Origin of the sequence: Frigoribacterium sp. PhB107 (assembly GCF_003751515.1) — a bacterium.
Taxonomy (GTDB): Bacteria; Actinomycetota; Actinomycetes; order Actinomycetales; family Microbacteriaceae; genus Frigoribacterium.
The window spans coordinates 253,849-280,760 of record NZ_RJKU01000003.1 but is presented as its reverse complement, the minus strand read 5'-3'; the positions used below and the strand labels follow the sequence as shown (position 1 = coordinate 280,760).

25 protein-coding genes are annotated in these 26,912 nt (G+C 73.3%); 8 read left to right on the top strand and 17 right to left on the bottom strand.

What is annotated here, in order from left to right:
* Positions 1 to 655: 655 nt before the first annotated feature.
* From EDF18_RS14770 to EDF18_RS14750, 5 genes are all read right to left on the bottom strand, one after another.
* Positions 656 to 1,675 (bottom strand): YeiH family protein, encoded by a 1,020-nt coding sequence (locus EDF18_RS14770; protein ID WP_123548571.1) that lies wholly within the window; start codon positions 1,673 to 1,675, stop codon positions 656 to 658.
* Positions 1,676 to 1,684: 9 nt separating this feature from the next.
* Positions 1,685 to 2,455, bottom strand: coding sequence for a fumarylacetoacetate hydrolase family protein (locus tag EDF18_RS14765; protein WP_123548570.1), 771 nt, complete (start codon positions 2,453 to 2,455; stop codon positions 1,685 to 1,687).
* Positions 2,452 to 3,609 carry a branched-chain amino acid aminotransferase gene (locus EDF18_RS14760; RefSeq protein WP_123548569.1) on the bottom strand — a complete coding sequence of 386 codons (1,158 nt, stop codon included), beginning with the start codon at positions 3,607 to 3,609 and terminating at the stop codon, positions 2,452 to 2,454. The genes EDF18_RS14765 and EDF18_RS14760 overlap by 4 nt, the downstream gene beginning before the upstream one ends.
* Positions 3,606 to 4,688 (bottom strand): 3-isopropylmalate dehydrogenase, encoded by a 1,083-nt coding sequence (locus EDF18_RS14755; protein WP_123548568.1) that lies wholly within the window; start codon positions 4,686 to 4,688, stop codon positions 3,606 to 3,608. The genes EDF18_RS14760 and EDF18_RS14755 overlap by 4 nt, the downstream gene beginning before the upstream one ends.
* A 154-nt stretch (positions 4,689 to 4,842) precedes the next feature.
* On the bottom strand, positions 4,843 to 6,420 hold the full coding sequence (locus EDF18_RS14750; protein ID WP_123548567.1) for an MFS transporter: 1,578 nt from the start codon (positions 6,418 to 6,420) through the stop codon (positions 4,843 to 4,845).
* 88 nt (positions 6,421 to 6,508) lie between these two features.
* On the opposite strand from EDF18_RS14750, the gene EDF18_RS14745 reads away from it, so the two are divergent.
* A complete protein-coding gene (locus EDF18_RS14745) occupies positions 6,509 to 7,093 on the top strand; it encodes a TetR/AcrR family transcriptional regulator (protein WP_233569189.1) in 585 nt (194 codons plus the stop codon).
* A gap of 34 nt (positions 7,094 to 7,127) precedes the next feature.
* Here EDF18_RS14745 and EDF18_RS14740 read toward each other — a convergent pair whose 3' ends face one another.
* From EDF18_RS14740 to EDF18_RS14725, 4 genes are all read right to left on the bottom strand, one after another.
* Entirely contained in the window at positions 7,128 to 8,219 is a 1,092-nt protein-coding gene (locus EDF18_RS14740) for a beta-propeller fold lactonase family protein (RefSeq protein ID WP_123548565.1), read from the bottom strand.
* Entirely contained in the window at positions 8,216 to 8,581 is a 366-nt protein-coding gene (locus tag EDF18_RS14735) for a chorismate mutase (protein ID WP_123548564.1), read from the bottom strand. The genes EDF18_RS14740 and EDF18_RS14735 overlap by 4 nt, the downstream gene beginning before the upstream one ends.
* Positions 8,582 to 8,747: 166 nt before the next feature.
* Positions 8,748 to 9,167, bottom strand: a complete 420-nt coding sequence (locus EDF18_RS14730; protein ID WP_123548563.1) for an organic hydroperoxide resistance protein — start codon at positions 9,165 to 9,167, stop codon at positions 8,748 to 8,750.
* Positions 9,168 to 9,192: 25 nt separating this feature from the next.
* Positions 9,193 to 9,825, bottom strand: coding sequence for a GNAT family N-acetyltransferase (locus EDF18_RS14725; RefSeq protein WP_123548562.1), 633 nt, complete (start codon positions 9,823 to 9,825; stop codon positions 9,193 to 9,195).
* A 36-nt stretch (positions 9,826 to 9,861) separates the two neighbouring features.
* Between EDF18_RS14725 and EDF18_RS14720 the strand changes: the two genes are divergently transcribed.
* A complete protein-coding gene (locus EDF18_RS14720; protein WP_158614699.1) occupies positions 9,862 to 10,470 on the top strand; it encodes a maleylpyruvate isomerase family mycothiol-dependent enzyme in 609 nt (202 codons plus the stop codon).
* Between the two features lie 174 nt (positions 10,471 to 10,644).
* Here EDF18_RS14720 and EDF18_RS14715 read toward each other — a convergent pair whose 3' ends face one another.
* Positions 10,645 to 11,931 (bottom strand): adenylosuccinate synthase, encoded by a 1,287-nt coding sequence (locus EDF18_RS14715; RefSeq protein WP_123548613.1) that lies wholly within the window; start codon positions 11,929 to 11,931, stop codon positions 10,645 to 10,647.
* A gap of 146 nt (positions 11,932 to 12,077) precedes the next feature.
* On the opposite strand from EDF18_RS14715, the gene EDF18_RS14710 reads away from it, so the two are divergent.
* The gene (locus EDF18_RS14710; protein ID WP_123548560.1) at positions 12,078 to 13,550 is read left to right on the top strand and encodes an FGGY family carbohydrate kinase; all 1,473 of its coding nucleotides are present in this window, start codon (positions 12,078 to 12,080) and stop codon (positions 13,548 to 13,550) included.
* Positions 13,551 to 13,703: 153 nt separating this feature from the next.
* A complete protein-coding gene (locus EDF18_RS14705; RefSeq protein WP_123548559.1) occupies positions 13,704 to 14,420 on the top strand; it encodes a metal-dependent transcriptional regulator in 717 nt (238 codons plus the stop codon).
* A gap of 26 nt (positions 14,421 to 14,446) precedes the next feature.
* Here EDF18_RS14705 and EDF18_RS14700 read toward each other — a convergent pair whose 3' ends face one another.
* From EDF18_RS14700 to EDF18_RS14675, 6 genes are all read right to left on the bottom strand, one after another.
* Positions 14,447 to 15,568 carry an ROK family transcriptional regulator gene (locus tag EDF18_RS14700; protein ID WP_233569188.1) on the bottom strand — a complete coding sequence of 374 codons (1,122 nt, stop codon included), beginning with the start codon at positions 15,566 to 15,568 and terminating at the stop codon, positions 14,447 to 14,449.
* Between the two features lie 201 nt (positions 15,569 to 15,769).
* On the bottom strand, positions 15,770 to 16,855 hold the full coding sequence (locus tag EDF18_RS14695; protein ID WP_123548611.1) for a Gfo/Idh/MocA family protein: 1,086 nt from the start codon (positions 16,853 to 16,855) through the stop codon (positions 15,770 to 15,772).
* Positions 16,856 to 16,956: 101 nt separating this feature from the next.
* Positions 16,957 to 17,649, bottom strand: coding sequence for a ThuA domain-containing protein (locus EDF18_RS14690; protein WP_123548610.1), 693 nt, complete (start codon positions 17,647 to 17,649; stop codon positions 16,957 to 16,959).
* Positions 17,646 to 18,836 (bottom strand): Gfo/Idh/MocA family protein, encoded by a 1,191-nt coding sequence (locus EDF18_RS14685; protein WP_123548558.1) that lies wholly within the window; start codon positions 18,834 to 18,836, stop codon positions 17,646 to 17,648. The genes EDF18_RS14690 and EDF18_RS14685 overlap by 4 nt, the downstream gene beginning before the upstream one ends.
* On the bottom strand, positions 18,833 to 19,606 hold the full coding sequence (locus EDF18_RS14680; RefSeq protein ID WP_123548557.1) for a ThuA domain-containing protein: 774 nt from the start codon (positions 19,604 to 19,606) through the stop codon (positions 18,833 to 18,835). The genes EDF18_RS14685 and EDF18_RS14680 overlap by 4 nt, the downstream gene beginning before the upstream one ends.
* 44 nt (positions 19,607 to 19,650) lie before the next feature.
* Complete coding sequence (locus EDF18_RS14675) at positions 19,651 to 20,835, bottom strand: Gfo/Idh/MocA family protein (RefSeq protein WP_123548556.1); 1,185 nt, start codon at positions 20,833 to 20,835, stop codon at positions 19,651 to 19,653.
* 212 nt (positions 20,836 to 21,047) lie between these two features.
* Here EDF18_RS14675 and xylA point away from each other — a divergent pair, with 212 nt between their 5' ends.
* A complete protein-coding gene (xylA, locus tag EDF18_RS14670) occupies positions 21,048 to 22,241 on the top strand; it encodes a xylose isomerase (protein ID WP_123548555.1) in 1,194 nt (397 codons plus the stop codon).
* A 92-nt stretch (positions 22,242 to 22,333) separates the two neighbouring features.
* Here xylA and EDF18_RS14665 read toward each other — a convergent pair whose 3' ends face one another.
* Entirely contained in the window at positions 22,334 to 23,275 is a 942-nt protein-coding gene (locus EDF18_RS14665; RefSeq protein ID WP_123548554.1) for a transposase, read from the bottom strand.
* 84 nt (positions 23,276 to 23,359) lie between these two features.
* Between EDF18_RS14665 and EDF18_RS14660 the strand changes: the two genes are divergently transcribed.
* Genes EDF18_RS14660 through EDF18_RS14650 form a run of 3 tightly spaced genes read left to right on the top strand, consistent with a single transcriptional unit; the run spans position 23,360 to position 26,780 of the window.
* A complete protein-coding gene (locus EDF18_RS14660; protein WP_233569187.1) occupies positions 23,360 to 24,019 on the top strand; it encodes a TetR/AcrR family transcriptional regulator in 660 nt (219 codons plus the stop codon).
* Complete coding sequence (locus EDF18_RS14655) at positions 24,016 to 24,690, top strand: hypothetical protein (protein ID WP_123548552.1); 675 nt, start codon at positions 24,016 to 24,018, stop codon at positions 24,688 to 24,690. Before EDF18_RS14660 ends, EDF18_RS14655 begins: the two co-directional genes overlap by 4 nt.
* Before the next feature lie 2 nt (positions 24,691 to 24,692).
* A complete protein-coding gene (locus EDF18_RS14650) occupies positions 24,693 to 26,780 on the top strand; it encodes a YhgE/Pip family protein (RefSeq protein ID WP_123548551.1) in 2,088 nt (695 codons plus the stop codon).
* Positions 26,781 to 26,912 lie beyond the last annotated feature (132 nt).

The following is a 26,912-nucleotide window of genomic DNA, read 5'->3' as shown; positions in this document are numbered from 1 at the left end:
CTGACTGAAAGAACAAAACAATCTGACGATTGTTGATTGTCCGTCAATCTCAAAGAAACCTAAACACCATCGACGACCGAAGCCGCCGACAATGCCAGGGTATAATTTGGCATTTGACAATGTGCACGCTGTTGAGTTCTCAAGGACCAAACGCATCAGAGACCCGATCTCATATGAGACCATCGCCCGGAGCGGCTGTGAAACCTTAGCACCGATCTTCGTGATGCAAGACCATCGCTCTTCGACTCCTGAGAGCCGGTGTCGTTCTCACGACGAGCCATGACGCTACACCATCTGGATCAGTGTTCGCAACCCACTTGGTCCGAGGCCAGCTAGCAGAACCAGCAGCAACTCGAGGACTTGGAGGTCAATGTCATCTGGTGGCCGGTGAAGCTTCGCTCCGCCGCACCTCCGTGTTGACAAGAGGAAACATTACAGGCACACCAGGCACATCGCCCAAACCCTGCCGCATCCCGGGCGTGTCGCAACGTCGAACCCCGGAAAATCAAGGGTCGAGGCCGCGTTCGGCCGTCTGGGCCCGGCACAGGGCGTCCCAGGGCGTGGTGAGGATCGCGATCCACCGCCCGGATCGACCCGATCGCTCGGCCGCGCCGAGAGACGAGGGGACTGGGACGAGGGGCGAGGGGCGAGGTCGTCAGCCGAGCGGCAACGCGAGGACGACGAGCAGCGAGACCCCGGCGACGAAGACCCAGGAGCCGAGCCCGACGAGGACGGCGCGACCACCGGTGCGGGCGAGACGCTCGAGCCGGACGCTCGACCCGAGCCCGACGAGTGCCAGGCCGAGCAGGACGGTCTGGACGGTGTCGGCTCCGGTGACCACCGCCTCCGGCAGGTCGACCAGGGTGCGCAGCACGACCGCGGCGAGGAAGCCGACCACGAACAGGGGCACCAGGGGCGGCCGGGTGCCGGCGTCGCCTCCCCCGCGGCGGACCACCGCAGACGTGATCGCGACCACGGGGGCGAGCATCACCACCCGTGTGAGCTTGACCACCACGGCGATCGCGAGTGCCGAGGCACCGGCGGTCTGGGCGGTCGCGACCACCTGGCCCACGTCGTGGACGCTGGCGCCGGTCCATGCGCCGAACTGCACCGGCGTCAGTCCGAGCGCCGATCCGAGCGCGGGGAGGACGGCGATCGCCGCGGTGCCGCACAGGGTGACGAGGGCCACGGGGGTCGCGGCGTCCTTGCCGCGGTCGCGGGTCACCGCCGACATCGCGCCGATCGCCGACGCCCCGCAGATCGAGAAGCCGGCCGCGAGCAGGAGGGGCTGGTCGCCGGGGAGTCTCGCCCACCTCCCGAGCTGCCAGGTCACCAGGAACGTCGCGACCAGGATCCCGACGACGCTGAGCACCGTCGCCCAGCCGAGCCCGGCCACGTCGACCAGGCTGAGCTTGAGCCCGAGCAGCACGACCCCGATGCGGAGCAACCGCTTGGCCGAGAGCGTCAGCCCGGGTGCGAGCACCCCGTCGAGCGTCGGCCGGAACGCCGGGACCTGGCCGAGGACGATGCCGAGGACGACGCAGCCGGTGAGGATCGGGACCGCCGGCAGCACCAGGTGCACGAGCCAGGCGACCCCGAGCACCGCGGCCGCGAGACCGACCCCGGGGAGGACCCGTCGCCGCGGAGGCGCGGCGGACGGTGCCGGGGTCGTCACCGACGGCGCCTAGACGCGGTTCTTGGCGGGGTTGATCAGCGAGCCGATGCCCGAGATCGCGACCTCGACGGTCTCGCCCGCGGTGAACGGGCCGATGCCGGCAGGGGTGCCGGTGAGGATGACGTCGCCGGGCAGGAGCGTGAACACGTCGGTCACGTACTCGATCAGCTCGGGGATCTTGTGGATCATCTGCATCGTCGACTCGCGCTGCTTGACCTCGCCGTCGACGCGGGTCTCGATGGTCGCGTCGCTCCAGTCGAACTCGTTCTCGATGTACGGGCCGAGCGGCAGGAACGTGTCGTAGCCCTTCGCCCGCGTCCACTGGCCGTCGGCCGACTGGACGTCGCGGGCGGTGACGTCGTTCGCGATCGTGTAGCCGAAGACCACGTCCTGGTAGTCCTCGGCCTTGACGCGCTTGGCGATCGAGCCGATCACGATGGCGAGCTCGCCCTCGAAGTCGACCTGACCGATGTCCGGCGGCAGCTGGATCGAGTCGCCGAAGCCGATGACCGTCGTGTTCGGCTTCAGGAACAGCAGGGGCGCCTCCGGCGGGGTCTGCCCCAGCTCGTCGGCGTGGTCGTGGTAGTTCAGGCCGACGCCCACGACCTTCGAGCGCGGGATCACCGGCGCGAGCAGCTTGGCCGAGCGGAGCGAGACGCGCTCGCCCGTCGTCTCGTAGCCGCTGTACATCGGGTCGCCCGCGAGCACGATCAGCTCGCGCTCGTCGACGATGCCGTAGCGGGGGTCTTCTCCGGGGGTCGCGAACCGTGCGATCTTCATGCGTCGAGCCTCGTCATCCATCCGTGGACGTCGTCGCGACGCCCGTACTGGATGTCGGTGAGCTCTTCGCGCAGCGACATCGTGAGGGGTCCGCCCTCGGCGGCGGGCGAGCCGACGTGGAAGCCCTCGCCCTTGAGCTCGGCGATCGGGACGACCACGGCGGCGGTGCCGCAGGCGAAGACCTCGACGATGTCGCCGTTCTCGACCCCGTCGCGCCACTCGTCGAGCGACACCCGCCGGCGCTCGACCCGGTGGCCGCGCGCCTCGGCGAGCTCGAGGATCGAGTCGCGGGTGATGCCCTCGAGGATCGAGTCGCTGTCGGGGGTGACCAGGGTGCCGTCCGCGTAGACCAGCACGACGTTCATGCCGCCGAGCTCTTCGATGTAGGTGCTCTCGGACGAGTCGAGGAACAGCACCTGCTGGCAGCCGTTCTCGTAGGCCTCCTGCTGCGGCAGCAGCGACGAGGCGTAGTTGCCGCCCGTCTTGGCGGCCCCCGTGCCGCCCTTGCCCGCGCGGGCGTAGTTCGTGGTGAGCCAGATCGAGACCGGGGCCACGCCTCCGGTGAAGTAGGCGCCGGCCGGGCTAGCGATGACGTGGTAGTCGACCTGCTGGGCCGCCCGCACGCCGAGGAAGCTCTCGCTCGCGATCATGAACGGCCGCAGGTAGAGGCTCGTCTCGGGCGCGCTCGGCACCCACGAGCTGTCGACCTGCACCAGCTGCTTGACGCTCTCGACGAAGTCGTCGGTCGAGAGCTCGGGCAGCGCGAGACGCCGGGCCGAGCGCTGGAGGCGCCTGCCGTTGGCGTCGGGGCGGAAGGACCAGATCGAGCCGTCCGCGTGGCGGTAGGCCTTCATGCCCTCGAAGATCTCTTGTGCGTAGTGCAGCACCGACGCCGCCGGGTCGAGCTGGAGCGGCCCGTACGGGTGCACGCGGGCAGCGTGCCAGCCCTCGTCGAGGGTCCAGCGGATCGAGACCATGTGGTCGGTGAAGTGCTTGCCGAAGCCCGGGTCGCTGAGGATCACCTCGCGCTCGGCGCTGTCGCGGACCGACTCGGACGGGGTCAGCTCGAAGCTGAGGCCGAACTCGGCGGTCGTCGTGGTGTCGTCGCCGGTCGTGGCGGTGTCGTCGGTCGTGGTGTCGTCGGTCTGGCTCATGATGCGGCCTCCTGGCTGGTGAGGGCGGCGACGCGGTCGGCGATCGCCGTGCCGATCTCGGACGTGCTGCGGCGGGTGCCCGCGGACTGCTGACGGGCGGCGATGTCGGCCTCGACGGCCTCGCGGACCCGCGCCGCCGCCTCCTCCAGGCCCAGGTGGTCGAGCAGGAGCGCGACGGACAGGACCGCGGCGGTCGGGTCGGCCCGCTGCTGGCCGGCGATGTCGGGCGCCGAGCCGTGCACGGGCTCGAACATGCTCGGGAACGCCCCGCTCGGGTTGAGGTTGCCCGAGGCCGCGAGCCCGATGCCGCCGCTGATCGCGCCGGCGAGGTCGGTGAGGATGTCGCCGAACAGGTTGTCCGTGACGATCACGTCGAAGCGTGCCGGGTCGACGACCAGGTGGATGGTCGCCGCGTCGACGTGCTGGTAGTCGACCTCGACGTCGGGGTACTCGGCCGCGACCGCGTCGACGAGGCGCTGCCAGAGACCGCCCGCGAAGACGAGCACGTTGGTCTTGTGCACGAGGGTCAGGCGGCCACGACGGCTGCGCGCCTTCTCGAAGGCGAAGCGGACGACGCGCTCGACGCCGTGCGCGGTGTTGACGCTCACCTCGTTGGCGATCTCGTGCGGCGTGCCGGCACGGAGCACGCCGCCGTTGCCCACGTACGGCCCCTCGGTGCCCTCGCGGACGACCACGAAGTCGACCTCGCCCGGGTCCGACAGCGGCGACGGGACACCTGGGTACACGGTCGTCGGGCGCAGGTTGACGTAGTGGTCGAACGCGAACCGCAGCTTCAGCAGCAGGCCGCGCTCGATGATGCCGCCCTTGAGGCGGGGGTCGCGCGGGTCGCCGCCGACCGCGCCGAGCAGGATCGCGTCGTGCGAGGCCAGCGCCGCGAGGTCGTCGTCGGTGAGGATGTCGCCCGTCTCGAGGTAGCGCGCCGCGCCGAGCGAGAACGTCGTCACGTCGAAGGAGGCGTCGGAGCCTGCCGCGACCTCGAGCACCTTGAGCGCCTCGGCGACGACCTCGGGGCCGATGCCGTCGCCGGGGACGGCGGCGAGGCGGACGGTGCGCGACATGGGACTCCTGGGGTCGGCGAAGCGGGTGACCCTTCACTGTACCTGCGCGGGGAGGGGCGCCGCGCCGCCCGCAGGGGGTCGCGGGCGGCCGTCGGGGACGCGCGCCGCGCCTCCTGGACCGGCCGTCGGGGACGTGACTCGCGCCTCCTGCGGGTCAGTCGTGCGCGGAGGCCCGGCGGAGGGCCACGAGGGCGACCACGACGGCGAGCACCATCACGCCGGCCCCGACCGCCGCGGTCGCGACGAGCCCGGTGTCGAAGGCGTGCGTCGCGGCGTCGAGGAGCGCCGTGGCGAGCGAGGGCTCGAGGGGCTCGGCCGCGGCCACGGCGCCGCCGAGGGTCTCGCGGGCGGCCGCCGCGGCGTCGGCGGGAACCGTGCCGGGCACCACGAGCGCCCCGCGGTAGATCGCCGTGAGCATGCTGCCCAGCACGGCCGTGCCCAGCACCGCCCCGACCTCGTAGGCGGTCTCGGAGACCGCGGAGGCGGCTCCTGCGCGGTCGGCCGGGACCGCGGCGATGATCAGGTCGTTCGAGATCGTCTCGGCCGCTCCCACCCCGAGGCCGACCAGGGCGAAGCTGACGACGAAGACCCACACTGGGGCGTCGGCGCCGGACAGCCACACGGCTCCGTAGGCGACGGCCGCGGCGCCCAGGCCGACCGCGACGATGCTGCGCGGCGCGACCCGGCGGACGAGCGGCACGACCGCCAGCCCGGACAGCACCATGACGACGAGGCCGGGCAACAGGGTGAGCGCCGCGTGCAGCGGGCGGAGGCCCACGACGAGCTGCAGGTGCTGCGTCGTGAAGAAGAGGAAGCCCACCAGGGAGGTGATGGCCAGCAGGTTCACGACGATCGAGCCCGCGAACACCGGGTTCGTGAACAGACGCACGTCGAGCAGCGGACGCGGACGCCGCAGCTGTCGACGGACGAACAGCCAGCCCGCCGTGACGCCGACGACCGCGAGCACTAGCACGTCGAGGCCCGGGCCGTGCGTCGCGAGCTGCTTGATCGCGGCGACGACCGGCGCCATCGCGAGCAGGGAGAGCAGGACGGAGACCAGGTCGAACGGACCGGGCGCCGGGTCACGGCTCTCGACGACGAGGATCGGCGCCGCGACGAGGAGGGGCAGCAGCACCGGCACGGCGATGAGGAAGATCGAGCCCCAGGCGAAGTGCTCGAGCAGGACTCCCCCGACGATCGGGCCGAGCGCGGAGCCGGCCGCGAAGCCGCTCGCCCAGATCGCGATGGCCAGGCGGCGCTGGTCACGGTCGGTGAAGGTGCTGCGGAGCAGCGAAAGCGTCGCCGGCATGATCATCGCGCCGAAGAAGCCGAGCACGGCGCGGGCGGCGATCAGCGCCTCGGCGGTGGGGGCGAAGGCGGCGACGACCGAGACCGCGGCGAACCCGCTGGCCCCGATCAGGAGGAGGCGCCTGCGTCCGAAGCGGTCGCCGAGCGAGCCCATCGCGACGAGCAGGCCGGCGAGGACGAGGGAGTAGACGTCGACGATCCAGAGCTGCGCGGCCGCCGAGGGCTGCAGCGCGGTCGAGATCTCGGGCAGGGCGAAGCTGAGCACCGTGTTGTCGACGGAGACGAGGAGGACCGGGAGCATCAGGACGACGAGCGCGGCCCACTGGCGGGCGCCGGCCCGGGCGGGCACGGGGGCGCGGGTCGTCGCAGGGGTCGTCGTGGGGGTCGTCGGGGCGGGGGTGCGGCGGTCGTCGCGGGTGCTCATGGGGCTCTCGATGGTCGTGGCGGGCGTTCGGGACTGGCTGTACCGTCCGGACGGTACAGCTTGACCGTCCAGACGGTACAGTAACAGGATGAGCCCGCGTCCGTCAGCCCGAGAGAAGATGCTCGACTCCTTCGAGCACCTCGTCGTCGAGACCGGCGAACGGAGCGCCACCTTCGACGCCGTCGCCGCCGCCGCGGACGTCTCGAAAGGCGGGCTGCTCTACCACTTCCCCTCGCGCGAAGCGCTGGTCGACGGTCTCGTCACCCGCCTCGAGGCGCTGCTCGACGACGACGTCGCCCGCATGACCTCGGCTGCCGACGGCGTCGTCGACTACTTCATCCGCACCTCCTCGCGGTCGGCCATCCCCGAGGACGACCCGCTCGACCGGTGCATCACCGCCGTCGCCGGCCTCGGCGCGAGCGGACGCTGGCCGCAGGCCGTCTCCGCGCTGACGGCCATGCAGGACCGCTGGTACCGGGTCGTGCTCGACGAGGTCGGCGACCCCGCCGTCGCCAGCCTCGTGTGCCTCGTCTCGGACGGGCTCTACTTCACGCCCGCGCAGTTCGAGGAGGCGTCGGTCGCGTCGGGCGCACCGGGCGCCTCGGACGCGTCACGTCGCGGGCGAGCGTCGGTCGACGAGGTCGTCGCGCTGCTGCGCAGCCTCGCGCGCTGACCGGAGCTCTCGCGGGTCGGGCGGGTCAGGCGGGTCAGGCGGGGAGGATGCAGGCGGGGCTGCCGAGGGTGAAGACGTCGAGGGGCTCGCCGGGGACGCCCGTCTCGGGGTCGAGCGGCAGCACGGCGACCGTGTCCGAGCCCTGGTTCGCCACGTACATCACGCCGGGCGTGATCGCGAAGTGCCGCGGCCAGGTGCCGCCGCAGGGAGCCTCGCCGACGAGCTCGAGGCGGCCGTCGTCGCCGGGGGCGAGGACGCTGATGCTGTCGCGACCGCGGGTGGCCACGTAGACGCGGCCGCCGTCCACGTCGAGGTGCGAGGGGAAGACCCCGGACGCCGAGGACGAGCCCTCGAAGACCTCGACCGAGTGGTCGACGACCAGCTTCTCGCCGACGCGACGGAGCACGTGCAGGCGGGCGTCGAGCTCGCCGGCGACGACGAGGCGGTCACCCAGCCACGCGACGTGGCGCGGGCCGGCCCCGGCGGGCAGCAGGTGCACGCCGACGATCTCGGGCACGAGGGCGACGGGGTCGACGGCGACCTCGACCAAGCGGTCGGTCCCGAGGTCGCTGACCAGCAGCGTGCCCCACGGGGTGGTCGAGGCCTGGTGGGCGTGCGGGCGCTCCTGGCGCTCCTGCACCGGGCCGTGCCCGACGGGCAGCGCGACGGTGTGCGCGACCCGGCCCGTGAGCGACGGGTCGCTCGAGAGGACGGACACCGTTCCCCCGACGTAGTTCGTGACGACGAGCGCACCGGAGGCAGGATCGAACAGCACGTGGCAGGGCGCGGCCCCGCCCGAGGCGGCGCTCGACGCGGCCACGAGGCGACCGGCGGAGACGGTGTACGACAGGACCCGCCCCTCCGTCGTCTCGGACACCGCGTGCAGAGCGCCCTCGGTCGCGACCAGGAAGGAGGGGTCGTCGGCCTCCACCGTCTGCACCGACTGCCACGGCTGACCCGGCGCGGTGCGCTCGAGCACGGTGATGCCCGCGCCGGAGCCGCCGCTCGAGGCGGTGTACGAGCCGACGTAGAGGCGCTGGGGCGAGCCCGCCTCGACGGCGAACTCGGCCGCGGGCGCGGGGTCGTGCCCGGCTGACCCGTCGCGCCCGGCTGCCGCGTCGGTCACGCCCGGCCCTCGGACGAGGACCCGGCGGCGTCGTTGGCGATGCGCTGGTGGTGCTGGATGACCTCGCCGACGATGAACCCGAGGAACTTCTCGGCGAAGGCCGGGTCGAGGTGCGACTCTTCGGCGAGCTGGCGGAGGCGCTGGATCTGTACGCGCTCGCGCTCGGGGTCGCTCGCCGGCATGCCCGCCGCCGCCTTCAGGTGCCCCACCGACTGCGTGAACTTGAAGCGCTCGGCGAGCAGGTGCACGAGCGCCGCGTCGATGTTGTCGATGCTCTGACGGATGCTCGAGAGCTCGTCGATCGCCTCGCGGTCGTCGGTCGTGAGGGGGCTGTCCGCGCCGAGGGGACTGTCGAGTGCCATGTCCCGACCCTATCGGGGCGCCGCGACGGCAGGCCGGGACGATCGACGACGTTCCGTGTCGCAGGGCGGAGCGAGCAGACGAGGAGGCGCGTCCCGCGATCGCGGGACGCGCCTCCTTCGCTGCTGCTGCGCTGTCGTGCTGCTGCGCTGCTGTGCTGCTGCTGCGTCAGTCGACGAGGGTCAGCGTGACCTCGACGTTGCCGCGCGTGGCGTTCGAGTACGGGCACACATGGTGCGCGGCGTCGGCGAGCTCCTGGCGGCGGTCGGCCGGCACGTTCGGCGTGTAGATGTCGAGCTCGACGGCGAGGCCGAAGCCGCCGTCGCCGTTGCCGCCGATGCCGACGCTCGCGCTGACCGAGCTGTCGCTCGTGTCGACGTCGAGCTTCTTGGCGATGCTGTGCATCGCGCTGAGGAAGCAGGCGGCGTAGCCCGCGGCGAAGAGCTGCTCGGGGTTGGTTCCCTCGCCGGAGCCGCCGAGCTCCTTGGGCGGACGGGTGTCGAAGTCGAGGCGGTCGTCCTCGCTGCGGACGTGGCCGTCGCGACCCCCGCCGGTGGCGTGGGCGATGGCGGTGTAAGCGATCTCCAAAGTCATGAGAGCAACAGTCGACCCCTCATCTGGACGGTTGCTGAACAGTCTCCAGACGCCGCATGAGACCATCCCGGACGCCCGGCCACTCGTCGGCGAGGACGGAGTAGACGGCCGTGTCGCGCCACGAGCCGTCGGCCCGCGGCTGCGTGCGGCGGTGGACGCCCTCGAAGGTGGCGCCGAGCCGGGTGATCGCCGCCCGCGACCGCTCGTTCAGGGCGTCGGCCTGGATCTGGACACGCCCGAGACCGTGGTCGAAGAGCGACCCCAGCACGAGCAGCTTCGTCTCGACGTTGACGCCGGTGCCCCAGACCTCGGGCGCGTAGGCGGTCCAGCCGACGTGGGCGCTCTCGCAGCGGAGGTCGACGAGGCCGACGGTGGTGGTGCCGACGAGCTCGCCGGGCCCCTCGCCGGCCGGGGCCGTGCGGCGGACGCCCCAGACGAGCCCCTCGTCCCAGGGCAGGTAGCCCCGGATGAAGTCGGCCCATCCCTCATAGTCGTCGCGGTAGGCCGCCGCGCCGCCGCCCCAGCCCCCGGCGAAGACCTCGGGCCTGCCGACGGCGCGGTGGAGCTCGGGCAGGTCGTCGTGACGGAGCGGGACGACCGTGACGAGACGGCCGACTAGGGGGACGAAGGGCACCGGTCCGAGCGTGGTCATGCGTCGATCCTGGCAGCGGCGGAGCAAGATGTCAGCGTGACCACACCCCGCACCTTCGGCCAGTCGGCCGAGTCGTTCGTCGACCTCCTCTCGCGAGTCCGCCCCGAGCAGTGGGACGCGCCCGGCCTCGGGCGCTGGACCGTCCGGGACCTGGCGGGCCACACCTCCCGGGCGGTGCTCACGGTGTCGACCTACCTCGGCCTGGACGAGCCGAGCGACGTGACCATCCCGTCGGCCGAGGCCTGGTACTCGGCGTACGCCTCGCAGTTCACCGACGCGGACGGCGTGCACGCCCGCGGCGTCGAGGCCGGCCGGTGGCTCGGCGACGACCCGGCCGCCCGGGTCGCCGAGGCGCTCGTCGAGTCGCGCGGCGCCCTCGACCGGGCCCCCTCGAACCGGATCGTGTCGCTCGGCGGCATGGGGATCCCGCTCGGCGAGTACCTGCGGACCCGGGTGTTCGAGCTCGTCGTGCACACGATCGACCTGTCGCGCGCGACCGGGCTGGCCCACACGCTGCCGACGGCCGCGGTCGCCGACACCGCGGCGCTCGCGGCGCGCACCGCGACGATGCAGGGGCACGGCGAGGAGGTGCTGCTCGCGCTGACGGGACGCGGCCGCCTCGGGGAAGGGTTCAGCGTCGTCTGAGGCGGGCGGCGCCTCCTGGGCTGCCTCCGGTCGAGTCACGGACTCGACTCCGTGACTCAGGAACTCGGGCGTGCGGGTTCCTGAGACGTGCACAGGACAGGAGCCCGAGTCCTGAGTCGTGCGAACTCAGGACCCCTGTTCCTGAATGAGGAGAGCCAGCCCGGGACGGGCGGGTCAGGCGAGGAGGTCGTGGCGGACGACGACGGCCTCGCGGCCGGGGCCGACCCCGATCGCCGAGATGCGGGCGCCGCTCATGGCCTCGACGGCGAGGACGTAGTCCTGTGCGGCCTTCGGGAGGTCGCCGAACTCGCGGGCCCCGGTGATGTCCTCGGTCCAGCCGGGGAACTCCTCGTAGATCGGCACGGCGTGGTGGAAGTCGCTCTGCGACACCGGCACCTCGTCGTGACGCACCCCGTCGACGTCGTACGCGACGCAGACCGGGATCGTCTCGAGGCCCGTGAGCACGTCGAGCTTCGTGAGCACGAAGTCGGTCACGCCGTTGATGCGCGCCGAGTAGCGGGCGATCGGGGCGTCGTACCAGCCGCAGCGACGCGGCCGGCCCGTGGTCGTGCCGAACTCGAAGCCGTTGGCGCGGAGGAACTCGCCGGAGGCGTCGAACAGCTCGGTCGGGAACGGGCCTGCCCCGACACGGGTCGTGTACGCCTTGACGATGCCGATGACGCGCTGGATGCGACCGGGACCGATGCCGGAGCCGGTGGAGGCGCCTCCTGCGGTCGCGGACGACGACGTGACGAACGGGTACGTGCCGTGGTCGACGTCGAGCATGGTCGCCTGGCCGGCCTCGAAGAGGACGGTCTTGTCGGCCTCGAGCGCCTTGTGGATCTCGAGCGCCGTGTCGGCCACCATCGGCTTCAGCCGCTCGGCGTACGAGAGCAGCGACTCGACGATCTCGTCGGCCTCGATCGCGCGTCGGTTGTAGATCTTCACGAGCAGGTGGTTCTTCTGGTCGAGGGCGGCCTCGACCTTCTGGCGCAGGATGCCCTCGTCGAAGATGTCCTGCACGCGGATGCCGACGCGGTTGATCTTGTCGGCGTAGGTCGGGCCGATGCCGCGACCGGTCGTGCCGATCTGGCGCTTGCCGAGGAACCGCTCGGTCACCTTGTCGAGGGTGCGGTGGTAGTGCGTGATGACGTGCGCGTTGGCGCTGACCTTGAGCTTCGAGACGTCGACGCCGCGGGCGATCAGCGCGTCGAGCTCGTCGAAGAGCACCTCGATGTCGATGACGACGCCGTTGCCGATGACCGGCGTGACGCCGGGCGACAGAATGCCCGAGGGCAGCAGGTGCAGGGCGTACTTCTGGTCGCCGATGACGACCGTGTGGCCCGCGTTGTTGCCGCCGTTGAACTTGACGACGTAGTCGATGCGGCTGCCGAGCAGGTCGGTGGCCTTGCCCTTGCCTTCGTCGCCCCACTGGGCTCCGATGATGACTACTGCGGGCATGGTCGTCTCCTCGCGGTCGGCGATCGCACCTGGGTGAGGCACGCGTGCACCGTGTCAGGTGCACTTGAGTCTACCGACGAGGAGGCGCGCCACGCCCGTCCCGCACCGCTCTAGGAATTCGTTGCGCGATACGACAAACTACGGCCATGAGTCTCGTCGCCGGGGTCGACTCCTCGACCCAGAGTTGCAAGGTCGTGATCCGCGACACCGTCACCGGAGAGCTGGTGCGCCAGGGCACCGCCCGGCACCCGGAGGGCACCGAGGTGCCGCCCGACGCCTGGTGGGACGCCCTCGTGGAGGCGATCGACGCGGCCGGCGGTCTCGACGACGTCGCCGCGATCTCGGTCGCCGGGCAGCAGCACGGGATGGTCGTGCTCGACTCCGACGGCGCGGTCGTGCGCGACGCCCTGCTCTGGAACGACACCCGCAGCGCCGGGGCGGCTCGCGAGCTGACCGCCGAGCTCGGGGCGGAGGAGTGGGCGCGACGGACGGGCTCGGTGCCCGTCGCCTCCTTCACGGCCACCAAGCTGCGCTGGCTGCGCGACGCCGAGCCCGAGGCCGCGGCACGCGTCGCGGCGGTCGCGCTGCCGCACGACTGGCTGACCTGGCGTCTGCTCGGGTACGGGACCCGCGCCTCCTCTCCCCTGGGACCCGACCTCGACGAGCTGGTCACCGACCGCAGCGACGCCAGCGGCACCTCGTACTGGAGCCCCGGCGACGAGGCGTACGACCTCGAGATCTTCGAGCGGGCGCTCGGCCGCCCGGGTCGCGTCGCCGGCGGCGACGGGGACGACGCCTCGGCCGTCGTGCTGCCGCGCGTGCTGGGGCCCTCGGAGGCGGCAGGCACCACGGTCGCGCACGGTCCCGTCCCCGAGGGGATCGTCGTCGGGGCGGGTGCCGGCGACAACGCCGGGGCCGCCCTCGGGCTCGACGCCGGGGTCGGCGACCTCGTCATCAGCATCGGCACCAGCGGGACGGCCTTCGCCGTGACGGACGCCCCCACCGCCGACGGCAGCGGCACGGTCGCCGGCTTCGCCGACGCCGCCGGCGGGTTCCTGCCGCTCGTCGCCACCCTCAACGCGGCCCGCGTGCTGTCGTCGATCGGCACGTTGCTCGGCGTCGACCACGACGAGTTCGCGCGGCTGGCGCTCGCCGCGGAGCCGGGCTCCGGCGGGGTCTCGCTCGTGCCGTACTTCGAGGGCGAGCGGACGCCCGACCAGCCCGACGCGACGGCCACGCTCTCGGGGCTGACGCTCGCCTCGACCACCCGCGAGAACCTCGCCCGCGCCGCCGTCGAGGGCATGCTCTCGGCCCTCGCCGACGGTGCCGCCGCCGTGCGCGACCAGGGGGTGGAGGTGCGGCGCGTGCTGCTGATCGGCGGCGCCGCGCTGAACCCGGCCGTGCAGGCCGTCGCGGCCCAGGTGCTCGACGTGCCGGTCACGGTGCCCGCGCCGGGCGAGTACGTCGCGGACGGTGCGGCACGGCAGGCGGCGTGGGCCCTCTCGGGGACGCGACCGGGGTGGGCGTTGTCGACCCGCGCCTCCTCGGAGCCGGACCTCGTGCCCGCGATCGGCGAGCGCTACCGGGCGGCGCAGGCGCTCGGGTCGCTGCCGCGTTGAGCTCGGCCGAGGGCGGGTCAGCGTGGTCGAGGGCGGGTCAGCGGCGACCCGCCCTCGAGCGCGCTGACCCGCCCTCGACGAACGGCATGCGCAAGAGAGGGTGCCGCAGGGGCGCGAGTGGGGGCGCAGGAGGCGGGACCTAGGATCGGGGACATGCCACCGGAACCGGGACCCACCCGCTCGACGATGACCGAGGACTACCTCAAGGTCATCTGGAAGGCCGAGGAATGGGCGGCCCCGGGCTCCCCCGGCATCACGACCAACGAGATCGCGGCGACGCTCGGGGTGGGCGCGTCGACGGTGTCGGGCAACCTCCGCAAGCTCGAGCGCGACGGGTTCATCGACTACACGCCGTACCGCAGCATCGCGCTGAGCGAGCTCGGCCGCCACGTCGCCGTCGGCATGGTGCGCCGCCACCGCCTCATCGAGACGTACCTCGTCGAGCGGCTCGGCTACGCGTGGGACGAGGTGCACGACGAGGCCGAGGTGCTCGAGCACGCCGTCAGCGACCGTCTGCTCGAGGCGTTCGACGTCGAGCTGGGCCGCCCCACAGCCGACCCGCACGGCGACCCGATCCCCCAGGCCGACGGCACCGTCGTGCGGCCCGTCGCCCACACCCTGCAGGAGTTCGTCGAGGGCGAGTGCGGCCACGTCGTCCGCGTCTCGGACGACGAGCCCGAGCTGCTGCGCTACCTGGGCTCGCTGCAGCTGCGGGTGGGCGCGCACGTCCGGGTCGCCGAGCGCCGCGACTACGCGGGGTCGCTGCGGGTCGAGCTCGACGACGGCACGGTCGACCTCGCCGGGCCCGCCGCGGTCGCCGTGTGGGCGACGCGCGACGAGCACGGGCACGCGGCGGCCGCCACGGCCTGACACCGGGCCTGGAGGCGCGGGTCGGGTCAGGAGGCGCGGGCCGGGTCGGCGAGGAGGTCGGCGAACGCCAGCTCGGCGGCTCCGATCATCAGCCGGTCGGCGCCGAGCGCGGCCCGCCGCAGCTGCACGCCGTCACGCGGCCCGGGCAGCGCCTGAGCGGTGACGCGGTCGAGCAGCCGGTCGGGCGCGGCGGCCTGCAGCGACCCGAGGAACCCGCCGAGCACGATCACCGACGGGTTGAAGGCGTTGAGCACGTTGCGGAGCGCCACCGCCACGTAGTCCACCTGGCGCTCGACCTCGCGGCGCACGTCGACGTCGCCCTCGGCGAGCGCCGTCGCCAGCGCGGCGTCGAGCTCGTCCGCCTGGGCGCGGGACAGGCCGGTGACGACCAGCAGCTCGGCCTGGCCGACCTCGGTCTCGAGGCAGCCGACGGCGCCGCAGTGGCAGAGCCGCCCGGCCGACTCGACGAGCGTGTGGCCGATCTCGCCCGCGAAGCCGTCGCGGCCGCGGAGCGGGCGGCCGTCGACGACCACTCCCCCGCCGACGCCGCTCGCGCCGCCGTTGAGGAACACGAGGTCGCTGGCCCCCGCGCCGGCGCCGAAGAGGCCCTCGGCCACGACCGCGGTGCTCGCGTCGTTGGCGGCCCGGGCGGGCAGGCTCGTGGTGTCGGACAGGAGGCGCGCGAACGGCTCGTCGACCCAGCCGAGGTGCGGCGCGAGACGGACGAGGCCCCCGTTCGCGTGCACGAGGCCCGGCACGGCGGCGCCGACGCCGACGACCCGGGCGGCGGGCACCTCGTCGGCGAGCTCCCGGACGAGGCGGGCCGCGATCTCCGCCGCCTCGGCCGCGGTCGGGACGCCGTCCGTCTCGTGGCGGACCCGGCGCTGCACGACCCCGTCGAGCCCGACCCGGCCGACGGTGACGGCGTCGATCTCGGGGTTCACCGCGAAGGCGACGACGTCGGGCGAGGCGGTGACCACCGGGCTGGGGCGGCCGACGCGGTTCGCCGCGACGGGCTCCGACTCGACGACGAGGCCGCGCTCGACGAGCTCGCCCACGAGGGCGGCGATGGTCGAGCGGTTCAGGCCCGTCAGGCGCGTCAGCTCGCTGCGCGAGGTCGGGCCGTCGCCGTGCACGATGCCGAGCACGGCGGAGAGGTTCGAGCCGCGAGGGCGATCGAGGAAGGGACGGGCGCGACCGGCGGGAGGGGCGCCTCCTGCAGTGTCTCGCTCTGCTGCGGCGTCGCCCGGAGTCGCCGGCAGCGTCGCCGACTCGCTCCGGGCCTCACTCGTCTGGTCCTGCACCGTGGCCTCCCTGGTCCACGAGGCTATCGCCCGTGCGGGCGGCGCTCACGCCAGGTGCGGCTCGGCGCCGAGCGGCACCAGCGGGGGCACGTCCGGGCGGGTGACCAGCGTCACGACCGTGCCGGACGCGCTCGACGCGGCCACCGCCTCCGTGATCTCGAGCACGTGCAGGGCGACGTCGCCGGAGGCGCGGTGCGGCTCCCCGGCCGCGACCGCCCGGGCGAGGTCGGCCAGGCCGTACCCGCGACCGGAGTCGGCGTAGCCCGCCGTCGCCGGGACCTCGCGCCAGGTGCGGTCGTCGGCGGTGAGCAGCTCGACGGGGTCGCCGAACATGTTCGCGTCGGGGACGGCGATCGTGCCGAGCGTGCCGAAGAACTCGGTGATCGGCGACCGGGAGCCCCACACCTCGAAGCTCACCGTCACGCTGGACGTCGCTCCCGAGGCGTGCCGCAGCAGCGCGCTCGCGTGCGTGTCGACGTCGACCTCGAGCTGCTCGCCCGCTCGGGGGCCGGTGCCGATCGTGCGACGCCGAGCCGAGCGGGAGACGAGACCGGACACCGAGACGACCGGCCCGAGCAGGTGCACGAGCGTCGTCAGGTAGTAGGGGCCCATGTCGAAGAGCGGACCGCCTCCCGCCCGGTAGTAGAAGTCGGGCGCGGGGTGCCAGGCCTCGTGCCCGGACGCGGTCCACGAGACGGCGGCGCCGACGGGGTCGCCGACCGCTCCCGAGGCGACGAGCTGGGCCGCGGTCTGCACCCCCGTGCCGAGCACCGTGTCCGGCGCCGAGCCGACCCGCACGCCCGCCGCGCGGGCCGCCTCGAGCACCGCGGTGCCGTCGGCGACCGTGAGGGCGAGCGGCTTCTCGCCGTAGACGTGCTTGCCGGCGGCGATCGCCCGCAGCGCGATCTCCGCGTGCGCGGCCGGGATCGTGAGGTTCAGCACCACGTCGACCCGGTCGTCGGCGAGCAGCTCGTCGACGGTCAGGGCGCGGACACCGAGACGCTCCGCCACGGAGGCGGCCCTCGCCCGGTCGAGGTCGGCCACGGCCTCGAGGGCGAGGCCGGGCAGACGCTCGAACGAGGCGAAGTACTGCTCGCTGATGACCCCGACGCCGACGACGCCGACGCGCATCGGCGCCGTGGCCGTGCCGCCGACCGTGCTCTCGCCGACCGTGCTCGTGCCGGTCGTGCCGCTGCCGGCCGCGCCTGCGCCCGCGCCTGCGCTCACGCCGCTCATCGCGAGGCCCACAGCAGGCCGCGCTCGACGAGCGTGCGGACGGTCGGGTGGTCGAGCACGGCCTGCGAGTGCCCCGGGGTGACCACGGCGATGCGGCCGAGGCCCCACTGGCGGGTCCAGACGGCGGGGGAGGTCACCGGGCGGGTCCAGGGGTCGCCGGCCCGCGCCTCCTGCGTGGTCGTCGCGAGCACGTCGAGGTAGTCGTCGTGCAGCAGCCAGTACTGCTCGCTCTCGACCTCGAAGTCGTCGAGGCCCTCGGTGACGGGATGCGTCGCCGCCGCCTCGGTGAAGCGGATCACGTGCCGCACGAAGCCGTCGGTCTCGTCCCCGACCCGGTCGGGCGCGGCCTTGCCGGGGTGCGCCGCGAACTGGCCGCCGATCAGGTGCAGGTAGTCGGCGTCGCCGCGGAACGAGTCGGCGATGCCGCCGTGCCAGCCGGCCAGGCCGGTGCCCGCCTCGACGGCAGCGCGGAGCCCCGCGGTCTGCGGCCCCTCGATCGTCGACATCGTGACGTTCTGCAGCACGAGGTCGGCGCCGCGCATCACGTCGGCGTCGGCGTAGACCGCCGGCCCGTCGTGCAGGCTGACCTCGAAGCCGGACCGCTCGAGGAACGGCACGAACGAGTCGGTCGTGCCGATCGGGTCGTGCCCCTCCCAGCCGCCGCGGACGACGAGCGCGCGGCGGGTCACGAGGTCGCCCCTGCCGTGGTCGCCGCGGGGGTCGTCGGGTCGGCCGCCGACGTCGGGACCGCCTGCAGCGCGGCGCGCACCGAGGTCCACGACTCGAGGCGGGCCCGGACGTCGTCGCGCGCCTCCCGCTCGATCGCCGTCGCGAGCGCCCGCTCGAGCAGGTCGTCGATCACGACCCGCTGCCCGCTGCGCGTCGACTCGATCGCCGCCTCGACCATCGCGAGGCTCATCACGTTCTCGTGCACCTCGCCGTGCGGCACGGCACCGGTGCGCAGGGCGCCGACGAACGCGGCGAGCGAGCCCTCGATCCCGTCGCCGACGGTCGCCAGCCGCGACAGCCGGGGCGACGAGGAGGCGCCCGTCTCGTCCGCGAGGGCGAGCACGGGAGCATCGTCGCCGTCCCAGAGCGCGGTGCCGGCCGAGCCGCCGACCCGCCACGAGCCGTTCCACGAGGTCTCGGCGCCGGGGCTGCACCAGCTGCCCGAGTAGGCGTAGCGCACACCGCCCTCGAGCTCGAAGACGGCGTTCGCGGCCGCGTCGCCGCGGTACCAGCTCCACGACGGGCTGAACGACTCGCACCAGACCGACAGGGGGTCGGCGTCGAGCAGCCAGCGCACCGAGTCGAACGGGTGCACGGCCATGTCGAGCAGCAGGACGTCGTCCATCTGCTCGCGGAAGCCGCCGAAGTGCGGCGCCTTGAAGAACTCGGTCGTGACGACGCCGACCTCCCCGAGCTCGGCGACCTGCTGCTTGAGGGCGACCAGGTGGTCGTCGTAACGACGCGACTGGCTGACCATGAAGAGCTCGCCCGTAACCTCGGCGGCGGCCGCGAGCGAGAGCCCCTCGGCGACGTCGAGCGCGACCGGCTTCTCGCCGAGGACGGGCAGGCCGGCGAACAGCGACTGCGTCGTCACGGGGTGGTGCGCCACCGGCACCGTCACGTCGACCACCGCGTCGGGCGCGAGGTCGGCGATCAGCGCGCCGAGGTCGGTCGAGACGGGCAGCGACGCGTCTCCGTGGTGCTCGACACCTGCCCGGGCGGCGTCGAGGTCGAGGTCGACGATGCCGACCAGCTCGACGTCGGCGCTGTCGGCGAGCGCGCGGAGCCATGCCCGCCCCATGCCTCCTGCACCGACCTGGACGACGCGCAGGGCGCCACCTCGGCTGTCGACCGTGCGGAACGTCATCGCTCGAGGGCCCCTTCGTAGTCGGCTCCCCGGAAGTACTGGCCGGTCTCGTAGCGCAGCAGGGTCGGCGTCTCGCGCTCGCGCTCGGGGCGTGCCCACTCGACGCCGTTCGCGATCACGCGGCGGACGTCGCGGTGGTGGTAGACGGGGAAGTCCTGGTCGCCGGGGCTGAAGAAGAACACCTTGCCGAAGCCACGCCGGTAGGTCATGCCGCTGCGGAACACCTCGCCGCCGGTGAAGCCGGAGATGAAGACCAGCTCGTCGGGGGTCGGCACGTCGAAGTACTCGCCGTACATCTCCTGCTCGGGGATGACGATCGGGTTCGGCACGCCGCGCGTGATCGGGTGCTGCGGGTTGACGGTCCAGACGAGCTCCTGGTCGTGCTCGCTGCGCCAGCGGAGCGTGCAGGTCGTGCCCATCAGCTTCGTGAAGATCTTCGACCAGTGACCGGAGTGCAGCACGATCAGGCCCATGCCGGCGAGCACGTGGCGGTGCACCCGCTCGACGACCTCGTCGCTCACCTCGTCGTGCGCCGCGTGGCCCCACCAGGTCAGGACGTCCGTCTGCTCGAGCGCCTCCTCGCTGAGGCCGTGCTCGGGCATGTCCATCGTCGCGATCGTGATCTGCGCGTCGGGCAGGTTCTCGCCGACGCCCTCGGCGATCGCTCCGTGCATGCCCGTGGGGTAGCGCTCGGCGACGTGCTGCTCGATCTGCTCGTGGCGGTTCTCGCCCCAGACGGTCACGCGGAGGGGGGTGGTGGGGGTGCTCATGGGCCTTCTCTCGGCAGGGACGGGACGGGTCGTGTCGTGTCGGGTCAGGGCGCGGTCGCGAGCCAGCGACTGCCGTCGGCGGCGCTGCGCTCGACGGCGTCGAGCACCCGTTGCACCTGGAGGCCCTCGGCGAAGGAGGGGGTCGGCTGCTCCCCCGCCGCGATCGCGGCGACGAGGTCGCGGGCCTGGTGGCTGAAGGCGTGCTCGTAGCCGAGGCCGTGGCCGGTCGGCCACCACGAGCCCGTGTACGGGTGCTCCGGCTCGGTGACGAGCACGCGCCGGAAGCCGAGCTGGTCGACCGGGGCGCCGGCGTCGTAGACCTCGAGCTCGTTCATGCGCTCGAGGTCGAAGGCGATCGCGCCGCCCGTGCCGCTGAACTCGAGCCGCAGCGCGTTCTTGCGGCCGGTCGCGACGCGGGTGGCCTCGAAGGTCGCGAGGGCGCCTCCTGCGATCTTCGCGGTGAAGAGGGCCGCGTCGTCGACCGTGACCTGCCCGCGCTCGGAGGAGGCGGTGCCGCCGAGGCCGCGGACCTCGCCGAGCAGCGGGCGCTCGGTCGTGAAGGTGTGCAGCAGGCCGCTGACGTCGGTCAGCGCCCGGCCCGTGACGAACTGCACGGCGTCGACGAGGTGCGCACCGATGTCGCCGAGCGAGCCGGAGCCCGCGACGCTCTTGTCGAGGCGCCAGGTCATCGGGCCCTCGGGGTCGACGAGCCAGTCCTGCAGGTACAGGGCCCGGACCTGACGCAGCTCGCCGATCGCGCCCCGCGCCACGAGGTCGCGGGCGAAGGTGATCGCGGGCACCCGCCGGTAGCTGAAGCCGACCATCGCGAGGACGCCTCGTGCGGCGGCCCGCTCGGCGGCCTCGGCCATGAGCTCGGCCTCGGCGACGGTGTTGGCGAGCGGCTTCTCGCAGAGCACGTGCTTGCCGGCCTCGAGGGCAGCGACCGCGATCTCGACGTGCGTCGAGCCGGGCGAGCAGATGTCGACGAGCTGGACGTCGTCGCTCTCGACCACGCGCCTCCAGTCGGACTCGGCCCGCTGCCAGCCCCAGCGCGCCGCGGCGGCACGGGTCGCGTCGGCGTCGCGGCCGACGATCGCCGTCATCCGCGGGACCAGCGGGAGGTCGAAGATCGCGGGCGCCGTGCGCCAGGCCTGCGAGTGGGCGGCGCCCATGAAGCCGTGGCCGATCATCGCGACGCCGAGGTCGCGGCGGGACTCGTCGGGGGACATCTGACTCCTTCGTCACGCGTCACCACGTTCGTTGTGGCCAACAACAAAGTACGGGCGATGGCGGGGGCACGCAACCTGCCCGCACCTCCTCGGGGGATGTCCCGTCGACTCACGGACGTCGGGAGGAACGACGACGACGCTCTTGTGATCACGGGCACGACCGCATATGTTGGAGACGACAACAAACACTCTCGACGACGAGGACCCCGGACATGACGACCACTCCCACCCGCGACGATAAGTTCTCCTTCGGACTCTGGACGATCGGCTACACCGGCGCCGACCCGTTCGGCGGACCGACCCGCCCCGACCTCGACGTGGTCGAGGCCGTCGAGAACCTCGACCGCCTCGGCGCCTACGGCCTGACGTTCCACGACGACGACCTCTTCGCGTTCGGCTCGACCGACGCCGAGCGCCAGAAGCAGATCGACCGCCTCAAGGGCGCGCTCGACGCGACCGGCATCGTCGTGCCAATGGTGACGACCAACCTCTTCAGCGCGCCCGTCTTCAAGGACGGCGGCTTCACCTCCAACGACCGCGGCGTCCGCCGCTTCGCGCTCCGCAAGGTGCTCCGCAACATCGACCTGGCTGCCGAGCTCGGCGCGAAGACCTTCGTCATGTGGGGCGGCCGCGAGGGCGCCGAGTACGACTCCGCGAAGGACGTGCAGGCGGCGCTGTCGCGCTACAAGGAGGGCGTCGACATGCTCTCGCAGTACGTGCTCGACAAGGGCTACGACCTGCGCTTCGCGATCGAGCCCAAGCCCAACGAGCCCCGCGGCGACATCCTGCTGCCGACCCTCGGCCACGCGATCGCGTTCATCGAGACGCTCGAGCACCCCGAGATGGCGGGCGTGAACCCCGAGGTCGGCCACGAGCAGATGGCGGGCCTCAACTTCACGGCCGGCATCGCCCAGGCGCTCTACCAGGGCAAGCTGTTCCACATCGACCTCAACGGCCAGCGCGGCATCAAGTACGACCAGGACCTCGTCTTCGGCCACGGCGACCTGCAGAACGCGTTCTCGCTCGTCGACCTGCTCGAGCACGGCTCGCCCCAGGGCGGCCCGACCTACGACGGCCCGCGCCACTTCGACTACAAGCCGTCGCGCACCGAGGACATCTCGGGCGTGTGGGACTCCGCCGCCGCCAACATGCGCATGTACCTGCTGCTGAAGGAGCGCGCGCAGGCGTTCCGCGCCGACCCCGACGTGCAGGAGGCGCTGGCCGCCTCCCAGGTCGCGGAGCTGTCGACGCCGACGCTCGGCGAGGGCGAGGGCTACGAGCAGCTGCTCGCCGACCGCGCCTCGTACGAGGACTACGACGCGGGCCAGCACTTCGGCGGTCACGGGTACGGGTTCGTCCGCCTGCAGCAGCTCGCGCTCGAGCACCTGATGGGCGCTCGGAACTAGGCAGCTCGCGTCTCGCACCCCGTTGTGGACGATGCACCTCGTAACGACGGGGTGCATCGTCCACACCGGGGTGTTTCGCTGCGCCGGCAGGGTCAGCCGAGGGCGGCTCGGGCACGGTCGGCGGCCTGGCGCGCAGCGGCCGCGTCGGCGTCGGCACGGCGGCGCTCGCGGGTGAGGAACTTCTCGCGGTCGTCGAGCTCGGCGCTGCGACGCTCGGCGGCGGCGAACTCGTCCCGGAGGCGGCGCAGCTGATCGAGGACGTCGTCACGGTCGTGAGCCAGCCGGGTCGCGCGTTCGTCGACCTCGGCGAGCGCCGCCTCCGCGTCGTCGGCCTCGTGCTCGGCGTCCGCGGCCGCCTGCTCGGCTGCTCGTCGGGCGGCCTCGGCAGCCGCCTGCCGAGCGGCCTCCCGGTCGCGTGTCCGTGATCCGCCGCCGGAGGCCGATCCCGTCGCTCCCCCGCCCTCGTCGTCGTGGTCGTCACCGGCGGGGGCAGCGGCGGCGCTCAGCCGCGTCGGGGCGACGCCCTCGGGGGCACGGCCGGCGACGGCGTCGGTGAGGTCCGCCTCCTCGAGGCCGTCGGCGGCGAGCGCCCGCACCAGCCGTCCGCTGCGCACGGCGGCCGCAGCGGCCGCGTCTGCCACGGCGGCACGGAGGGTCTGGTCCACCTCGGTGAGCGCCGGGGCCGAGAGCGGACGGCCCGCGTCGGACGCGAGGAGGCGGGCGCGGGCGACGAGGCCGGCCAGCGCCTCCTTCCGCTCACGGGTCAGGGCGGAGAGCGCGGAGCGGTCGCCGTCGGTCTGGGCGGTGCGGAACCGGTCGCCGAGGGCCGCGAGGGCGACGAGGTCGTCCGGGGCGTCGCGGGCGAGGAGGTCGACGGCCCAGGCGGACGCGGAGGCGCGGCGCAGCAGGCGCACGGAGGTCGCGAGGGCCGCGTCGCCGTCGGACTTCGCGTCGGCGGCCAGGGCGTCGCGGGCGGCGGTGAACTGCTGCGGCGGCAGGGCGTAGAGCTGCCGCGCCGCCTCCTCGAGGGTCATCGCCCGACCCTACCGACGCCTCCTCGTCCCTCTCCCACCCTCACGATCTTGCACACTCGTGTGCAAGATCGTATGATCGGGGACGTGCACTCCCCAGCTTCCCCCTCCTCCCCCACCCGGGCGCCGCGACGCGACGCCGCCGCGAACCGCGAGGCCCTGATGGCGGCCGCCGTGCGCCTCCTCAACGTCGACCCGGCCGTCCCGCTCGAGGCGATCGCCGCCGAGGCGGGGCTGTCCCGACGCAGCGTCTACGGGCACTTCGCGACCCGCGACGACCTCGTGCGCGAGGTGACCCTGCGCGGTGCGGCGCGGATCGGAGCGGCGGCGGTGCCGGCTCCCTCGGACGACCCGGTCGTGCAGCTCGCCGAGCTCGGCGCGCGCCTGTGGGCCGAGGTCGAGCACGTCCGCGTCATGGCGCAGCTCACCGTGCGCGGGCCGCTGATGCGCGACGTGGGCACGGCGCTCGCGCCGCTGCGCGCGTTCCTGCTCGAGACCGTCCGCCGCGGCGTCGCCGACGGCCGGATGCGCGACGACGTCGACGTCGAGACCCTCGCGCACCTCGTCGAGGGGTCGGCGCTGGCCGTGCTCGACGAGGCGACCGTGCGCGACCTCGACCGCGCCGAGGGCCACCGGCTCGTGATGCTCGCCGTGCTCGGCATGGTCGGGCTCGGATGGCAGGAGGCGGGCGAGCTCGTCCGCACCACGCCGGCCCTCGCGCTGCGCACCCCGGAGGACCGCTCGTGAGGCTCGAGCTCGACCACGTCGCCGTCGGCGAGGGGCCCGGGGCGCCGCTGCCCGAGCTGACCGTCGTCGGCGACCGCGGCCTGCCCGGGTTCGTCACCGTCGAGACGGTCGACGCCCCCGTGCTCGCGTCGCTGATCGCCGGCGGGCGCATGGCCCCGACCAGCGGGCAGGTGACCCTGGACGGGAGCGACGACGCGGCCGCGATCCGCGCCTCCTTCGCCCTGGTCGACACCCCGTCGGTGGCCGAGCCCTTCGGCTCGCTCACCGTCGCGCAGGTCGCCCGGGAGGAGCTCGCGCTCGCCGGCCTCCGCAGCGACCGCGCCTCGACCACCCTGCTGCTCGACGAGATCGGCCTCGCCGAGCACCGCCGCACCCGCCTCCAGGCGCTGCCGACGGAGCTGCGCGTGCGCCTGCTCTGCGAGCTCGCCGTGCTGCGCGAGGGCGTGCGGGGCCTCGTCCTCACCTCGCCCGAGCGGCACGGCGGCGACGTCGCCGCGTGGCTCGCCGTCGTGCACGACCTCGTCGCCCGCGGCGTCACCGTGCTGACGATCACCGGGGCCGCGGCGCTGGCCGCCGTCGAGGCGCTGCCGGTGCCCGACTTCGCGGACCTCGACACCACCGACACCACACCCGACGACAGCGCGGTCGCCCCCACCCGAGAGGACCGCTGACCGTGAAGATCATCGCCATCGTCCGAGCCGAGCTGCAGCGGCTGACCTCCACCGGGCTCGCGCGCCTCGCCCTCGTCGCCCTGATGACGGTGCCGCTGCTCTACGGCGGCCTCTACCTGTGGGCGAACCAGGACCCGTACGCGAACCTCGACCAGGTGCCCGCGGCGCTCGTCAACGAGGACCAGGGCTCCGTCGTCGACGGCACCGCGACGAACTACGGCGACCAGGTGACCGGCGAGGTCGTCGACGGCGGCGACTTCGACTGGCACACCGTCTCGTCGGCCGAGGCCGCGGCCGGGCTGCGCGACGGCACCTACGACTTCACCTTCACGATCCCGCGCGACTTCAGCGCCGACCTGACCTCGGCCAGCTCGGACGACCCGCAGCGCGCGCAGATCGTCCTCGCGACGAACGACACGAACAGCTACCTGGCGACGACGATCGCGGGGCAGGCAGGAAAGACCATCCGCGCGTCGGTGGCCGAGAAGGTCGGCAAGGAGGCGGCGTCCACCTTGCTCGTCGGCCTCGCCGACATCCGGACGAACCTCGGCAGCGCGGTCGACGGGGCGTCGCAGCTCGTCAGCGGCGCGGACTCCGCCGTGTCGGGCGCCGACCAGCTCGCGGCCGGGACGGCCGACGCGTCGTCGGGAGCGGACCAGCTCTCGACGGGCGCGACCACCGCGGCGACGGGCGCGCGGTCGCTGGCGAGCGGCACCTCCCAGCTGGCGACCGGCGCGGCGACCCTCTCGACCGGGCTCGACGAGCTGCGCGACCAGACCACCGGCCTGCCCGCCAGCACGCAGCAGCTCGCGGACGGCGCGGCCCAGGTCGCCGACGGCGACCGGCAGCTCGCGACCGCCGTCGGCGACGCGGCGACGGCCAGCCAGGCCGCCGCCGACGCCGCCCCCGAGACGCAGGCCGCGATCGGGCGTCAGCTCGTCGCCCTCTTCGTCTCGCAGGGCCAGACGCAGGAGGAGGCGGTCGCCTCGGCGACCGAGGTCGCCTCGTACTTCGCCCCCGTCACCGACGGGCTGGCCGACGCGAACACGCAGGTGCAGCAGCTGAACGGCCAGGTCGGGGCGCTCTCGACCGGCGCCGACCAGGTCTCCGCCGGCGCGGCGGCGCTCGCCTCGGCGACCCCGGCCCTGACGAGCGGCATCTCCGACGCGGCCGCCGGGGCCGACACGCTGGCGACGGGAGCGCAGAGCGCCGCCTCGGGCGCCTCCTCGTTGTCGTCGGGCCTCGGCACGCTCGAGACGGGGGCGGCCTCGCTGTCGACCGGGCTCGGCACCCTCAGCACCGGCACGGTCAGCCTGCGCGACGGGCTCGGGACGCTCGACGACGGCGCCGTGCAGCTGCGCGACGGGCTGCAGAGCGGCCTCGGCGAGATCCCCGCCAGCACCGAGCAGAGCCGCGACGACCAGGCCTCCGCGATCAGCGACCCCGTCGGGGTCGACGACCAGCCGCTCACGAGCGCCGGCACCTACGGCGCGGGGCTCGCCCCGTTCTTCATCAGCCTCGCGGCGTGGATCGGGATCTACGCGCTGTTCCTGATCGTGAAGCCCGTGTCGAAGCGCGCCGTCACCGCTGTGGCGGCGCCCGCGCGGGTCGTCGCGGCCGGCTGGCTGACGCCCGCGCTGCTCGGCGTGCTGCAGATGGTCGCCCTGTTCGCGATCGTGCGCGGGGCGCTCGGCTTCGAGGTCGCCCACACCTGGGGCATGCTCGGGATGATGGGCCTGGCGAGCGTCACCTTCGCGGCGATCATCATGATGCTCAACGTGCTGCTCGGCAGCGTCGGGCAGTTCTTGGGGCTGGTGCTCATGGTCGTGCAGCTGGTCACTGCTGGCGGGACGTTCCCGTGGCAGACGCTGCCCGGACCGCTCGCCGCGCTGCACTTCGTGCTGCCGATGAGCTACGCGACCGACGGGCTGCGCCAGCTGATGTACGGCGGCAGCACGGCGACGGCGTGGACCGACGCCGGCGTGCTCGCCCTCTGGATGCTCGGCGCGCTGCTGGTGTCGCTGGTCGCGACGGCCCGGATGACGCGGCAGCGGACGCTGCGCGACCTGCGGCCGTCGCTGATCGGCTGAGCCTCAGGGCTGAGTTCCGTCTCCTCGTTCAGGAACTCGAGTCCTGAGTCTGCAGAGATCAGGACCGCGAGTCCTGAAAGGTGCACAGATCAGGAAGCACCAACGGCCTGGTCCTGAAACGTGACGGCGCAG

Bases quoted from the DNA above. Each gene is read 5' to 3' on its own strand.
- EDF18_RS14680 (WP_123548557.1), bottom strand. From the start codon at position 19,606: ATGAGCACCCCCACCACCCCCCTCCGCGTGACCGTCTGGGGCGAGAAC.
- EDF18_RS14710 (WP_123548560.1), top strand. From the start codon at position 12,078: ATGAGTCTCGTCGCCGGGGTCGACTCCTCGACCCAGAGTTGCAAGGTC.
- EDF18_RS14765 (WP_123548570.1), bottom strand. From the start codon at position 2,455: ATGAAGATCGCACGGTTCGCGACCCCCGGAGAAGACCCCCGCTACGGC.
- EDF18_RS14745 (WP_233569189.1), top strand. From the start codon at position 6,509: ATGAGCCCGCGTCCGTCAGCCCGAGAGAAGATGCTCGACTCCTTCGAG.
- EDF18_RS14675 (WP_123548556.1), bottom strand. From the start codon at position 20,835: ATGTCCCCCGACGAGTCCCGCCGCGACCTCGGCGTCGCGATGATCGGC.
- EDF18_RS14715 (WP_123548613.1), bottom strand. From the start codon at position 11,931: ATGCCCGCAGTAGTCATCATCGGAGCCCAGTGGGGCGACGAAGGCAAG.
- EDF18_RS14750 (WP_123548567.1), bottom strand. From the start codon at position 6,420: ATGAGCACCCGCGACGACCGCCGCACCCCCGCCCCGACGACCCCCACG.
- EDF18_RS14685 (WP_123548558.1), bottom strand. From the start codon at position 18,836: ATGACGTTCCGCACGGTCGACAGCCGAGGTGGCGCCCTGCGCGTCGTC.
- EDF18_RS14695 (WP_123548611.1), bottom strand. From the start codon at position 16,855: ATGCGCGTCGGCGTCGTCGGCGTCGGGGTCATCAGCGAGCAGTACTTC.
- EDF18_RS14735 (WP_123548564.1), bottom strand. From the start codon at position 8,581: ATGGCACTCGACAGTCCCCTCGGCGCGGACAGCCCCCTCACGACCGAC.
- xylA (WP_123548555.1), top strand. From the start codon at position 21,048: ATGACGACCACTCCCACCCGCGACGATAAGTTCTCCTTCGGACTCTGG.
- EDF18_RS14705 (WP_123548559.1), top strand. From the start codon at position 13,704: ATGCCACCGGAACCGGGACCCACCCGCTCGACGATGACCGAGGACTAC.
- EDF18_RS14760 (WP_123548569.1), bottom strand. From the start codon at position 3,609: ATGAGCCAGACCGACGACACCACGACCGACGACACCGCCACGACCGGC.
- EDF18_RS14665 (WP_123548554.1), bottom strand. From the start codon at position 23,275: ATGACCCTCGAGGAGGCGGCGCGGCAGCTCTACGCCCTGCCGCCGCAG.
- EDF18_RS14755 (WP_123548568.1), bottom strand. From the start codon at position 4,688: ATGTCGCGCACCGTCCGCCTCGCCGCCGTCCCCGGCGACGGCATCGGC.
- EDF18_RS14725 (WP_123548562.1), bottom strand. From the start codon at position 9,825: ATGACCACGCTCGGACCGGTGCCCTTCGTCCCCCTAGTCGGCCGTCTC.